Raw genomic sequence first — 12,816 nt, forward strand, 5'->3', positions numbered from 1 at the left:
GGGAGAGTGTACACAAATCTGAGAAACAAGGAGATCATAATAGCGGTCACAGGCGGTATCGCGGCGTATAAAACCTGCGAACTTGTGAGGGAACTCACAAGGAGAGGGGCTAGCGTCCATGTTGTAATGACAAAAAACGCCATGCAGTTTGTCTCTCCTCTCACATTTCAGACCCTTTCTGGACATCCCGTTATCCACGAGATGTTTCAGTTATTTTCGGGTTCAAAGATAGGACATATCGCACTTTCGGATATAGCAGACCAGATGGTGATAGTTCCGGCAACGGCAAATATTATAGGAAAGATCGCCAACGGTATTGCCGATGACTTTTTAACCACTATGGTTATGGCGACCACAGTACCTGTTCTATTTGTGCCATCCATGAACACTAAAATGTGGGAAAGCAAAATAGTACAGATGAACGTTCAGAAGTTAAAAGAGGCCGGATACGAGCTTATGGAGCCGGGAATAGGAGACCTTGCATGTGGTACTAAGGGTAAAGGAAGGCTTCCTCCTATCCAAGACATTCTGGAAAAGATGGAGGACATCTTTACCGAAAAGGATTTAGCAAACGAAAGGATACTTATTACCGCAGGTCCTACTGTGGAGTTCATAGACCCTGTAAGATGCATAACGAACAGATCATCCGGCAAAATGGGGTACGCATTAGCAAAGATTGCTAAAAGAAGGGGAGCTGAGGTTACACTCATAAGTGGGATGACTTACCTTCCTCCACCTAGGAATGATATCAATCTGGTAAAAGTAAGAACAGCCTTAGAGATGAGGGACGCGGTGTTAAAGCATTTCGAACAGGCAACGGTAATAGTAAAGGCAGCAGCGGTTTCCGATTTTAGATGCAAAAATGAAAGTATAAGGAAGATAAAAAAAACGGACGGTGATGAAACTTACGTTATAGAACTTGAAAAGAATCCTGATATACTTGCCGAACTTGGAAAGATCAAAGGAAACAGGATCCTTGTGGGATTTGCTGCCGAGACCGAAAACTTAGTGGAGAATGCATACGAAAAGCTAAAAAAGAAGAACCTAGACATGATCGTCGCAAATAACGTCGCAAAGGAGGGAATCGGATTCGGTTCCGATAGAAACGAAGTTACTATCATAGACGCACACGGAAAGGTAAGACATATTCCCGAAATGAGCAAGGAGGAGATCGCAAATATCATACTCGATGCCGTAAAAAGGATAATAAAGAAAAGAAAGAAAATGGAGGATGACTGGTTGTAAAAACCTCATCTCTTTTTTCCTTTTTATCTTTGTGCTTTTCTTCACCTCCCAAGGTTTAGCAAAGTATTCGTCTGTTGTTTCTGTCGTCAAAAGGGTCAGTCCTGCAATTGTAAACATAAAAACGGAAGAATATATTGCAGAATTGACCCAAAGGCAACCCAACGTTTTTAATCGATTATTTTCCGATGAATATGAGGACGAAGAAGATCTCTACGAAAATATTGGTTCAGGTGTGGTTATAGATCCTACGGGGATTGTCCTAACTAATGAGCATCTCATCTCAAAAGCCATCCGGATAAGAGTCACATTCATCAACGGAAAAGAATATGAGGCGGACGTTTTAGGTTGTGATCCCGAGTTCGATCTTGCGGTCTTAAAAATAAGAAGTGACGGACCCTTTCCGTATCTGAAACTTAAAAAAAGAAAAGATCTGATGGTCGGAGAAAGTGTAGTAGTCATAGGCAATCCATACGGGCTCTCGAGTTCAGTCTCCACGGGTGTTATCAGTGCTTTGGGTAGGAATCTTAAGGTTGAGGGTCGGGTATTTGCCAATCTCATACAGACGGACGCCGCCATAAACCCAGGTAATAGCGGAGGTGCCCTTCTTGATTCGGAGGGAAACCTAATCGGAATTGTAACTGCAGTTTTAGGTGAAGGAAAAGGGATAGGTTTTGCCATTCCAGCCTACGACATCGAGAGGATGATAGCCAATCTAATAGAGGCAAAGAAGGACAAACCGATAATAGGAATATTCGTTGAAAAATTAAAGGAAGGTCCTTATAACGTACTTCTCGTAAAAAAGGTCATAGAGAAAAGTCCCGCTCACATTTATGGACTAAAAAAAGGGGACCGAATAGTGGAAATAAACAGAAAAAAAATAAAGGAAGGTTTGAAGCTGAAAGAGATAACAAATATGATAAGAGAAGGGAAAGAGACTCTAGAGATCCGGATTATGCGCAATAACGAAGATAAACGAATAGTTATGGACGTAAAAGACATCATCAATTTTAGACCTACTATGGTTGACTCCAGTCTTTTGGACATAAGGGTTTCCGATCTGAGCGCCTACACTCGTTTAAAGTATAGGGTAAAGGAGAAAAAAGGCGCCATCGTGTGCAAAGTCACAAAAGGTGGTGTTGGGCATTCATCAGGATTGAGAGCCGGGGATCTTATCTTGAAGATCAATAATGTCCCGGTAGAGAGCAAAGAAGAATTTGAGAGACTTATGCTTGATGGTATAAAGAGGAACTATCTCCTCTATCAAATACTCCGAAACAGAATGACCCATTTTGTGCCGCTCAAACTAGAGAATCTGCTTTGAGGGGGTATTTGGATATGAAAGAAGCCTGGACGTTTTCCACTTTTATACTTTCTCTTTCTAGCTCAGCGCTCGTTTCCTTAGGTGAACTGCCAGATCCATTAACTAGCGAAAAAAGAATCGACCTGGATAGGGCAAGGCAGACGATAGCACTTATAGAGATTCTCAAAGAAAAGACCAAAGGGAACCTGACCGAAGAAGAGGAAAGGTTAATTGAAAATACGCTTTGCGATTTGAAGCTGAAATACGTAGACGTCGTAAGCAAAGGTGCAGGGGTCGGGACTTAGGGTCTTTTTCCGACAGTCACTACTAGACTCTTTTCTGGTCTTAAGTACTTTTTTAGAGCCTCATTCAACTCAAAAGGTGTAACTTCCATTATCCTTTTAGGCCACCTTTTGAAAAAGTCGTGACCTAATCCGTAAATTGTGTCTACCATCATCCTATGAGCTATAAAACTATTCGACTGCATCGAGATAAGGTAATTTCCAACGAGATATTTCTTTGCACGGTCTATCTCTTTTAAAGAAAAGCCATCCTTCATAAGACTCTCCAGTTCCTTTTCCACAGCTGTTCTCACGTTATTTAAATTGGCAGGATCGAATGCGGCATATATACCGATGGAGCCTGAATCGAAACCCATCTGATTGAAAAAGCTAGTAGCGTACGCGTATGGATTCTTCTCTCTCAGTACCCGATAGATCCTTCCCCCCATACCAGAAAGAATGGCATCTATGATCTCCATTTTAAACCTGTCCTCTTCTGTAAAGGCAACACCTGGAAATCCAAAAATCATGTGGGTTTGGAAGATTTCCTTCTCGAGATGAACGCTTCCGGTTTGGGTGGTAATCTTTTCTTTTTTTAGCTCCTTTTTAGGGCCGGTCCAGTTGGAAAATAGCTCTTTTATGAGCTTTTCAACCTCGTGCACGTCTAAATCACCTGATATTGCAAGCACACAGTTTTTTGGACTCACATGGGTCTCATAAATAGACCTCAAATCTTCAATAGTGATGGAGGCCACATCCTCAAAAGTACCTGACGGATCCTTTCCGTAAGGATGGTCTTTATAAAGCAGGGAATGGAACCTTCTAAATGAATAAGAAAACGGGTCATCTTCCTTAAGCCTCAGTTCGGAGAAGATTTCATTTTTGACACTTCTAAGTTCCTCCTCGCGAAATTCGGTCTCTAAAAGCATCTCCTTTAAAAGACTTAACGCATCACGAAAATCTTTGCTCATAAATTTACCCGAAAGCCCAAAAAGATAGTACCCGCAGAAAGGATCCACATAACCCGCCAAAGTGTCTATAGAGGTAGCAAGTTCAAAGGCTGTCTTTTTCTTCGTCCCTTTGAGGAACATTTTCGATAGGACATTGAAGATTCCGTTCTTTTTTGGAGGCTCATCTTTTACTCCACCAATGAAACCAATAGAAAATGCAAAAAGTGGCGCATCAGTTTTTCTGTTTATGACGTACCTCAGACCATTTCTGAGTTCGCCATAATAAGGGTTACTCTCTTTTTCATCTTCAATAGGAAGGATACAAACTGTGGTTCTCATATTTTCACTGATATACCTTTCGACCACGCGCTTTACGTCTTCCGGACCGACCATTTCCACTTTTTTAAGAAACTTATCCACAAAGTAGACATCGCTTGTAAGAGTGGCGTAATAGCCAAGCATCCTTGCCCTGCCCTGTGGCGTTTCGCTCCCGTACACGTAGGATGCCCTGATTTGATTCTTTGCTTTGATTAACTCCCATTCCTCTACCTTTTTTGCCAACCTTTTTATTTCCGCTTCCACGGCTTCAATTACGTTTCTGTAATCTTGTCCCTTGAAGTTCATGTAAACCACAAAAAGCCCTTCATCCTCAGGTGCAAACACAAACGAAGACGCACCAGTGATAATTCTCCGGTTATTCTTAAGTTCCAAGATCAATCTCGAACTCTCACCAGCTGTAAGAAGTGCGCTGACTACTTTTAGGGCCGGGATGTCTTCATGCAAAATGTTCGGGATAGGGTATGATATAGCCAGATAGCTTTCAAGAACATTCCGTCTTATGATCTTTACGAGACCTTTCGGTCTTGCACAGCTTGTCGCAATATAGTCTCTCTTTCCAGTTTTTAATTGTCCAACTGTGTCTTTAGCTAGTTTAAGGACTTTTTCTTTCTCAAAGTCTCCCACTACCACTAAAGTTGTAGTATTGGCTCCATAATGCTCCTCAAAGTACGAGACGATATCCTCTCTGGAAAATAGACTAACTGTCTCTGGAAACCCAATTATAGGTCTACCGTAAGGGCACTCTCCGTAAGCAAGACTGAAAAGTTCTTTGTAGAGTTTTTTTTCAGGATCATCTTCTCCCATCCTGATTTCTTCAATCACAACTTTCTTTTCTTTTTCGATTTCTTCTTCCGGAAAGGTAGGATTAAACACAGCCTCATTTAGAAGTAAAAACCCATCGACAAAAGATTCTTTGGGAATAACGACATGGTATACGGTATTGTCATAAGAAGTATATGCATTTATCGAGCCACCAAGAGCCTCTATATTCGCGGCTATCTCGTTGGCTTTTAAGTTTTTAGAGCCCTTAAAGATTAGATGTTCAATGAAATGGGTAATTCCGGAGTTCTCATGTCTTTCGTACTTACTTCCGACCTTCACCCAAATCTGTAACGCGACAACCCCTGTCCCAGGTCTTTCCTCTAAAATCAGCCTTAGTCCGTTGTCCAAAAAAAATACATCCACACCGTACGCCGAGTTTACCGATAAAAAAAGAACGAAGAGGACAAATGATGTCCTCTTACTTAGGCGTAAGGGCACGCCTACCCTCTAAAAACGCCTTAAGATTTAACTCTTGGAGTTTTTCTGCCAAAAGCGTTTTTATGGCATCGAGCCACAACTCTTCCTTTATTTCGGGAAAGAAGTTGGAGAAAGCGCCCAACATAACCACGTTGGCTGCCTGAATGTTCCCAAGTTTTCTTGCAATTTCTACGCCATCGACAATGTAAACGTTGTTCTTAAAAAATTTTCTAAAAATTCCAGGTATATCTTCTGGATACTCCATCTCCCCCAAATTTACAACTGGCGGATACATCTTGTGATTGTTCAGTATCACTGTACCGTCGTCTCTTAACCAATTTATGTACCTTAACCCCTCTAAAAGCTCAAAGGCGACCAGATAGTCAACCTCGCCGTATTTAATGAGAGGGGAGTAAACTTTCTCTCCAAACCTAAAGTGCGTGGTCACAGCTCCACCCCTCTGAGCCATACCGTGGACTTCGGCCTTTTTCACATCATAGCCGGCATTAGAAAGAACCTCTGCCAAAATATTACTCGCCAGGATCGTCCCCTGGCCTCCGACTCCGGAAAGAAATATGTTCGTTACCTTTCTGTTGTTTTTTATCATCTTTTCCTCCGGTTTTTTAACTTACTTGCGGTCTTATAGCCTCAAATCTACAAATCTGTTCACAAACACTACACCCCACACATTGATCAGGGTTTATGTACGTCACACCCTTCCTTTTATGTCCATCCGCGGTCACACCCTCTTGGGCTCTCCAGCTAATTGCCGGACAGTTTATCTCAAGACAAGCTTTGCAACCCCTACACTTGTCAGTATCTACGAAATAGCAACGGTACTTAAATTTTTCAAGAGGTTTTGCTCTCCTCAAAAGGATGCAGGGGCTGTCCTTACAAATGATCAAGGACGGTTCGTCCTTATTGACCTCCTCCCTTATTATCTCCATTGTCTCCTTAACATTATACGGATTCACATACCTTATGCTTTTTATGCCGAGTGCCCTACCAATTTCTTCGTAGCTTACAGCTACTGTCGGTTCCATCCTAGCAGTATAGCCCGTTCCTGGGTGCTCTTGATGCCCAGTCATAGCAGTTGTCGAATTGTCCAAGATTATCGTTGTCGAATTTCCTTTATTATAAGCAACATCGAGAAGCGGTGGCATACCAGCGTGCAAAAAGGTAGAGTCTCCGAGTACAGCACACGACTTGCCGAGACCTTCCTTACCGAGAGCCTTCATCGCACCATGTGCCATACCAACACCAGCACCCATACAAATGGTTGAATGAATCGCTTCCAAGGGTGGAGCAGTTGCAAGGGTGTAGCAGCCTATGTCCCCGAAGACGAACAGTCGAAGCTTTTTTAAGGCATAAAAAAGTGGTCTGTGGGAACATCCGGCACAGAGAATAGGAGGCCTGGGCGGTAGCTTTGTCGTATCGTATCGAGTAGCAGGGGCCTTGTATTTCTTACCTTTAAAAGCTTTTTCCACTATTTCAGGAGAGAGCTCATACATCGTTGGGATTACATCTTTTCCATGCCACACTTTAAATCCAAGGGCCCTTATCTCTGTTTCCAGAAATGGATCAAGTTCCTCAACAATCGCAACCTTTTTAACTTTCTTAAAGAACTCGGATAGGAGTTTCTTTGGAAGGGGCCAAACCATCCCTAGTTTCAAGAAAGACCAGTCGGGAAAGACCTCTTTTGCATAAAGGTATGAAACTCCGCTAGATATTATTCCGTACCTTGTATCATTTATCTCCATCACGTTGTATTTGAAAGTGTCGGCATACTCTTCGAGCCTCTTCATCCGTTCTTCCACGAATTTTCTTCTCTGTCGCACGTTCATAGGAACCATCGTGTATTTCGGTGCATCCTTAAGATCCAGACCAAGATTGTAGTTCGGTTCAACTCTCTCCCCCAAGACGACAAGAGAATCCGAGTGGGAGACTCTAGTTTCGGATCTCACAAGAACAGGCGTGTCGAATTGCTCACTTATTTCGAAGGCGAGCTTCGTAAAATCTTTACATTCCTGGGAATCTGACGGTTCAAGCATCGGAACCTTTCCGAATCTTGCCCAGTTCCTGCTGTCCTGTTCATTCTGGGAACTGTGGGAAAAAGGGTCGTCAGCAATGAGAATTACAAGACCTCCTTTGACTCCTGTGTAGGAAAATGTCATAAAGGCGTCAGATGCTACATTCATTCCTACATGTTTCATTGATGCCATCGCCCTTACTCCTGCAAGGGCTGCACCTCCTGCGACCTGGACTGCCACCATCTCGTTTACAGACCACTCCGCATATACTTCCGGATACTTCTCAGCAAAGGCCCTAAGTATTTCGCTGCTTGGAGTTCCAGGATAGGCGGCTGCCACTTTAACTCCCGCCTCCCATGCACCTCTTGCTATGGCTTCATTACCCTGCATAACGACCTTACGCATAATCCCTCCGTCATTTTATTAATTAAACTCTGTTTTAGAAAAAAGCTTGTTATTTTGTTCACTTAATTAGCGCATTTATTTTTCTACGAAAAGAGAGAGATTGTCAAGACAAATTTTACAACCCCACGTTATTTTTCTTGTCAGTGCTCACTGTAATATTGAATGGAGTTCGAATTTTTTAACTCCATTGTGCCAGATTTTTTACTTGTACTTTTTGTTTTTGGAAATATCCAATCGAAAAAACGATGTCATTTTATTTACGGTAAAGAGGCGTAACTTTGACCTTCGTGCCATTATGCACAACTTTCGTTGACTTCCGTCCTTCCGTAGAGTATAATTCACGACACGTATACTGGACTTAAAAAGTACCGATTGTGAATAAAAAGGAGGTGGTATTAAAAATCTGTGAATTTTAAAATATCCAAAACCCAGAAAGGAGGTTGCTTATGAACGGAAAAGACAAATACGAAAAGCTGTTCAGAGGTAGGGACCCTGAAGAATTTGGCTTCCAGGAAATTATTTATGAGAAAAAGGATTGGGTAGCAAAGATCACCCTCAATAGACCTCACAGGTACAACGCATACACGGGAACTGAGCTTGCAGAGATCTGCGAGGCCCTTCACGATATTCTTGTTGACGACAAAATTGCAGTTGGTATCATAACAGGTGCGGGAGACAAGGCATTTTGCACAGGTGGGGATGCAGGAACTTACTCTACGATCTATCCTGCAAGACCACACGAGTTTTACATGTGGTGGGAATACTATGAAAGGATGCTTTATCTAATCCGCACCTGCGGAAAACCTATTATTGCCAGGATCAACGGGGTGGTTGCTGGCGGTGGCAATGAGATAAATCTGGCCTGCGATATTTCCATCGCTGCCGAGCATGCTAGATTCATACAGCCAGGAACAAGAACAGGAAGTGTGTCGGCTGGAGGAGCTACCCAGTGGTTGCCGCTTGTCATTGGTGACAAAAGGGCACGCTGGATGGTAATGGTGGGAGATGAGATAGATGCAAAGACAGCTTTGCAGTGGGGACTTGTAAATGAAGTTGTTCCGTACGAAAAACTCGACGAGGCGGTAGAGAGGGTATGCGAAAAACTTATAGACAAATTCCCAGACTGTATGAGATACACAAAGGTACAGTGCAACTTCTGGACAGATCTTGCTTGGACGACACTCCAGCACGCGAGGGATTGGCTATCGATCCATTATGCAACGGCCGAGCCAATAGAAGGCTTCAGCGCTTTCTTGGAGAAACGGAAAGTCGACTACCGAGGTATGAGAAAGAAGGACATAGAAGGAAAGAGCCGCACCTATATATGGGGTCCACCTATGAAATCTTGCGCCAAGTGCGGAGCTAAATACCTACCAGACGATTTCAAGTACTGCGGTGTTTGCGGGGCCGAGCTCGGATGATGTGGAAGGAACCCAGAGTTCTCGGATTTTTTAAAGAGTCGGAGGGTCCTGAAATTATCGTAGCCGAGTTAAAAGGGGAGCCGGGGGATCTCTACGTGGAGATCCCCTCAGGCTTTAGAAACCGGATGGAGATAGTTGTGGGGAATAAGATAAGGTGCTTTCTTGAGGCTACACTCGACAGAAACGGAAATAAGTTGAAAGAGATAAATAGGGAAATGATAGGCGAAATAGTCGGATATTGGAATGAACTCCACCTGCCTGAGGAAGAAATCTTCGAGAATGGGCTGAAAAAGGGAGATCTGCTCAGGCTTCACTTACTCAGTGTCTTTCAATTCGGCGAAGAAAGAAAAGTCTAAGGGAGGTAGTGTGTTAGTATCAAAGACAGATTTTCCAGACATTCCATTGAAGACTAGGGGCAAGGTTCGGGACATATATGATTTCGGAGATAGACTTCTTATCGTTGCCACTGACAGAATATCCGCGTTCGATGTGGTTATGCCTAATCCCGTCCCTGATAAAGGAAAGGTGCTCACCCAGCTATCCAGGTTCTGGTTCGATTTCGTAAAAGACATCGTCCCAAACCACATGATCTCTGTGGATGTAGAGGACTTTCCGGATGTTTGCAAAAAATACAGGGACGTTTTAGAAGGTAGGTCTATGCTAGTTTTTAAGGCAAAGCCGATCCCTGTTGAATGCATTGTGAGGGGATACATATCCGGTTCAGCGTGGGAAGAATACAAAAAAAAGAAGGAAGTTTGCGGTATAAAACTTCCCGACGGTTTAGTAGAATCGTCTAAACTCGATGAACCGATCTTCACCCCAACGACCAAAGCAGAAGTCGGCCACGACGAGAATCTCACATTCGATGAGGTAAGAAGAATGGTTGGGGATGAATTGGCAAAAAAGATTCGGGACATATCAATTGAGGTATACAAAAAGGCAAGGGAATACGCCGAAAAGAGGGGAATAATAATAGCAGATACCAAGATGGAGTTTGGTCTCAAAGATGGAGAGCTTATCCTTATAGATGAGCTTTTAACCCCTGACTCTTCCCGGTTTTGGCCAATGGATGAGTATAAACCTGGAGGACCGCAAAAAAGCTTCGACAAGCAATTTTTGAGGGACTATCTGACTTCGATAGGATGGAATAAGACACCTCCCGCTCCTTGGCTCCCAGACGAGATAGTAGAAAAAACGAGAATTCGTTATCTTGAGGCTTACGAAAGATTAGTTGGAAAAAAATTAGTATGACTCTGGAGGATTCCATGCCCCCAAAATCTCCTCTTAAAATTACAGATGTGACATTTAGAGATGGTCACCAGTCGCTGTTTGCAACGAGAATGAAGACTGAGGACATGCTCCCCATAGCGGAGAAGATGGACGCTTTGGGATTTTATTCTATGGAAGTGTGGGGAGGGGCTACATTTGACGTCATGACAAGGTTCCTTAACGAAGACCCATGGGAGAGATTAAGGGTTTTAAAGGAAAGAATGCCAAATACCAAGTTCCAGATGCTTCTTCGCGGTCAGAACCTTGTGGGATATAGGAATTACGCAGACGACGTGGTAGAAGCCTTTGTGGAAAAGGCCGCAGAACTTGGAATTGACATTTTCCGGGTCTTCGATGCGTTAAACGACGAGAGGAACTTCGTCACATGCTTTAAAACCATAAAAAAATGTAACAAGCATATTCAGGGGACAATTTGCTATTCTCTTACTGAAAAAAGGCTTGGTGGTCCAATATTCAACCTTGAGTATTATGTAAAAAAGGCAAAGATAATAGAGGAGATGGGGGCAGACTCATTATGCATAAAGGACATGGCAGGACTAATATCACCTTATGATGCATACGAACTTGTTAAGGCTCTCAAATCAGAGATAAAGATACCTGTCCATCTTCATACGCATTTTACTAGCGGAATGGCCTCTATGGCTCTTTTAAAAGCTATAGAGGCGGGAGTAGATGGCATTGATACGGCTGTGGCTCCTTTTGCTTATAGGTCATCCCATCCGGCGATAGAGCCACTCATAGTAACTTTGAAGAACACACCCTATGAGATCGATATGGATCTTAATTTACTTTCCGAAATAGGCGAATATCTTGAAAGTATCATACCGAAATACATTTCCTTCGCTGACAGCACAAAATTTTCTGTTATAGATATAGGCGTTTTGATGCACCAGATACCTGGTGGAATGATAAGCAATTTGATCTCGCAACTGAAGCAGATGAAAGCGCTCCACAGACTGAAGGAAGTTTTTGAAGAAATACCAAGAACGAGGGAGGATATGGGTTTTCCTCCTCTTGTCACACCGACAAGCCAGATAGTTGGTGCTCAAGCCGTGTTCAACGTTCTTGCTGGAAGGTATAAGATGGTGTCTAAGGAGGTAAAAGACTACTTCTTCGGATTGTACGGAAGACCTCCCGCACCCGTAAATGAGGAAGTAAGAAAGATAGTTCTTAAGGGCTATGAAAGGGGAGAAACTCCAATCACTTGTAGACCTGCTGACATTCTGGAGCCAGAACTTCCAAAGGCAAAGGAAGCACTTGCCGGTATATCTGACAAGATGGAGGATATCCTGACCTATGCTCTATATCCTGTAACAGGGCTGGAGTTCCTGAAGAAAAAGTACGGTATTCAATAAAAAATTCGGAAATCAGAAGGTCAACACCAGTCTAGGGTTACGGCTCAGGTGGTTTCATAACGTTTTCCCTCCTAGACAAATCCGTTATTAAGTATTTTTTGTGTTTTTCTTCGCTTTCCCATTGTCTTCATTTCCTCGTTTCATCTGCGAAAAAAAGGTTTTTGACTTAGGTCAAGGAATCGCAATTCGCGTTTTACTATACTGATCTTAAAAAAAATTGGGTCTAGAGCTGGAAAAGGACATTTTATTAGCAATAAACAGAAGGAGGAAAAGATGAGAAAGGTAAAAAGAAACATAGTTGAGATCGACGAGACACTCTGTGATGGGTGCGGTCTATGTGTAACATCGTGCGAGGAGGGAGCTATAAAAATAATAGATGGGAAGGCGAGGCTCGTATCGGAAAGTTTATGTGACGGGTTTGGCGCTTGTATAAATATTTGTCCAAAGGGGGCATTAAAAATCGTTCTGAAAGAGGCAGAACCCTTTGAGGAACACGGCAAAGAGCATGTATGCGAAATCCAAATTGCCAACGAAGGCGTCTTAGGCAACTGGCCAATCCAGATAAGATTAATTGTTCCTCACTCACCGCAGTTGCGGAATCAAAGTCTCCTTATCGCCTCAGATTGTGTGGCCTACGCTTATCCCGACTTTCATAAAAGGATACTTGATGGAAAAAAACTCCTCATAGGATGTCCCAAGTTAGATCATGCGGGCACTTATGTCAAGAAGCTTAAAGAGATAATTGAGTCTGCTGGCCCCAAGGACATAACCCTTGCAATAATGGAAATCCCCTGTTGCAGGGGTTTTTTATCGATTTTGAAGACGGCAATGGATGAGGCAAGCATAAGTATGCCGATAAAGCTTATAACTGTCGGAAGAAACGGGGAAATCCTAAAGGAAGAGACTCTCTTCTTAGGGAGGGAGACTGAAAAAGAGCATCTTTGATCTTTTTCCGACATTC

Annotated in this window: 10 protein-coding genes and 1 pseudogene; 8 read left to right on the forward strand and 3 right to left on the reverse strand. The window is 43.0% G+C overall.

The genetic code is table 11. The features are described 5' to 3' along the window. The first annotated feature begins 6 nt into the window (after positions 1 to 6). Genes coaBC through NZ583_05560 form a run of 3 tightly spaced genes read left to right on the forward strand, consistent with a single transcriptional unit; the run spans position 7 to position 2,850 of the window. On the forward strand, positions 7 to 1,245 hold the full coding sequence (gene coaBC, locus NZ583_05550; protein ID MCS7281077.1) for a bifunctional phosphopantothenoylcysteine decarboxylase/phosphopantothenate--cysteine ligase CoaBC: 1,239 nt from the start codon (positions 7 to 9) through the stop codon (positions 1,243 to 1,245). Continuing rightward, complete coding sequence (locus NZ583_05555; protein MCS7281078.1) at positions 1,232 to 2,566, forward strand: trypsin-like peptidase domain-containing protein; 1,335 nt, start codon at positions 1,232 to 1,234, stop codon at positions 2,564 to 2,566. Before coaBC ends, NZ583_05555 begins: the two co-directional genes overlap by 14 nt. Before the next feature lie 14 nt (positions 2,567 to 2,580). Further along, entirely contained in the window at positions 2,581 to 2,850 is a 270-nt protein-coding gene (locus NZ583_05560) for a DUF1844 domain-containing protein (GenBank protein ID MCS7281079.1), read from the forward strand. On the opposite strand, the gene NZ583_05565 is transcribed toward NZ583_05560, so the two are convergent. The 3 genes from NZ583_05565 to iorA are packed head-to-tail and all read right to left on the reverse strand — an operon-like array spanning position 2,847 to position 7,789. Continuing rightward, positions 2,847 to 5,300: an insulinase family protein gene (locus NZ583_05565; protein MCS7281080.1), complete on the reverse strand. Its 2,454-nt coding sequence runs from the start codon at positions 5,298 to 5,300 to the stop codon at positions 2,847 to 2,849. The genes NZ583_05560 and NZ583_05565 overlap by 4 nt on opposite strands. 55 nt (positions 5,301 to 5,355) lie before the next feature. Then, on the reverse strand, positions 5,356 to 5,961 hold the full coding sequence (locus NZ583_05570; protein MCS7281081.1) for an indolepyruvate oxidoreductase subunit beta: 606 nt from the start codon (positions 5,959 to 5,961) through the stop codon (positions 5,356 to 5,358). Positions 5,962 to 5,977: 16 nt separating this feature from the next. Beyond that, the gene (gene iorA / locus NZ583_05575) at positions 5,978 to 7,789 is read right to left on the reverse strand and encodes an indolepyruvate ferredoxin oxidoreductase subunit alpha (GenBank protein MCS7281082.1); all 1,812 of its coding nucleotides are present in this window, start codon (positions 7,787 to 7,789) and stop codon (positions 5,978 to 5,980) included. Positions 7,790 to 8,235: 446 nt separating this feature from the next. On the opposite strand from iorA, the gene NZ583_05580 reads away from it, so the two are divergent. The 5 genes and pseudogenes from NZ583_05580 (at position 8,236) to NZ583_05600 (ending at position 12,800) form a co-directional block, all read left to right on the forward strand. Beyond that, positions 8,236 to 9,210, forward strand: coding sequence for an enoyl-CoA hydratase/isomerase family protein (locus tag NZ583_05580; GenBank protein MCS7281083.1), 975 nt, complete (start codon positions 8,236 to 8,238; stop codon positions 9,208 to 9,210). Continuing rightward, a complete protein-coding gene (locus NZ583_05585; GenBank protein MCS7281084.1) occupies positions 9,207 to 9,566 on the forward strand; it encodes a hypothetical protein in 360 nt (119 codons plus the stop codon). The genes NZ583_05580 and NZ583_05585 overlap by 4 nt, the downstream gene beginning before the upstream one ends. Then, complete coding sequence (locus tag NZ583_05590) at positions 9,532 to 10,461, forward strand: phosphoribosylaminoimidazolesuccinocarboxamide synthase (GenBank protein ID MCS7281085.1); 930 nt, start codon at positions 9,532 to 9,534, stop codon at positions 10,459 to 10,461. The genes NZ583_05585 and NZ583_05590 overlap by 35 nt, the downstream gene beginning before the upstream one ends. 14 nt (positions 10,462 to 10,475) lie before the next feature. After that, positions 10,476 to 11,852: pseudogene (locus NZ583_05595) on the forward strand (pyruvate carboxylase subunit B). A gap of 276 nt (positions 11,853 to 12,128) precedes the next feature. Continuing rightward, the gene (locus NZ583_05600; GenBank protein ID MCS7281086.1) at positions 12,129 to 12,800 is read left to right on the forward strand and encodes a 4Fe-4S binding protein; all 672 of its coding nucleotides are present in this window, start codon (positions 12,129 to 12,131) and stop codon (positions 12,798 to 12,800) included. Positions 12,801 to 12,816: the final 16 nt, after the last annotated feature.

It is taken from the genome of Thermodesulfobacteriota bacterium (assembly GCA_025062045.1).
Lineage (GTDB): Bacteria > Desulfobacterota > Syntrophorhabdia > Syntrophorhabdales > JANXAF01 > JANXAF01.

Excerpts from the sequence above, each read along its gene's own strand:
- NZ583_05555 (MCS7281078.1), top strand. The coding sequence starts at position 1,232 with ATGACTGGTTGTAAAAACCTCATCTCTTTTTTCCTTTTTATCTTTGTG.
- NZ583_05560 (MCS7281079.1), top strand. The coding sequence starts at position 2,581 with ATGAAAGAAGCCTGGACGTTTTCCACTTTTATACTTTCTCTTTCTAGC.
- NZ583_05570 (MCS7281081.1), bottom strand. The coding sequence starts at position 5,961 with ATGATAAAAAACAACAGAAAGGTAACGAACATATTTCTTTCCGGAGTC.
- iorA (MCS7281082.1), bottom strand. The coding sequence starts at position 7,789 with ATGCGTAAGGTCGTTATGCAGGGTAATGAAGCCATAGCAAGAGGTGCA.
- NZ583_05580 (MCS7281083.1), top strand. The coding sequence starts at position 8,236 with ATGAACGGAAAAGACAAATACGAAAAGCTGTTCAGAGGTAGGGACCCT.
- NZ583_05585 (MCS7281084.1), top strand. The coding sequence starts at position 9,207 with ATGATGTGGAAGGAACCCAGAGTTCTCGGATTTTTTAAAGAGTCGGAG.
- NZ583_05600 (MCS7281086.1), top strand. The coding sequence starts at position 12,129 with ATGAGAAAGGTAAAAAGAAACATAGTTGAGATCGACGAGACACTCTGT.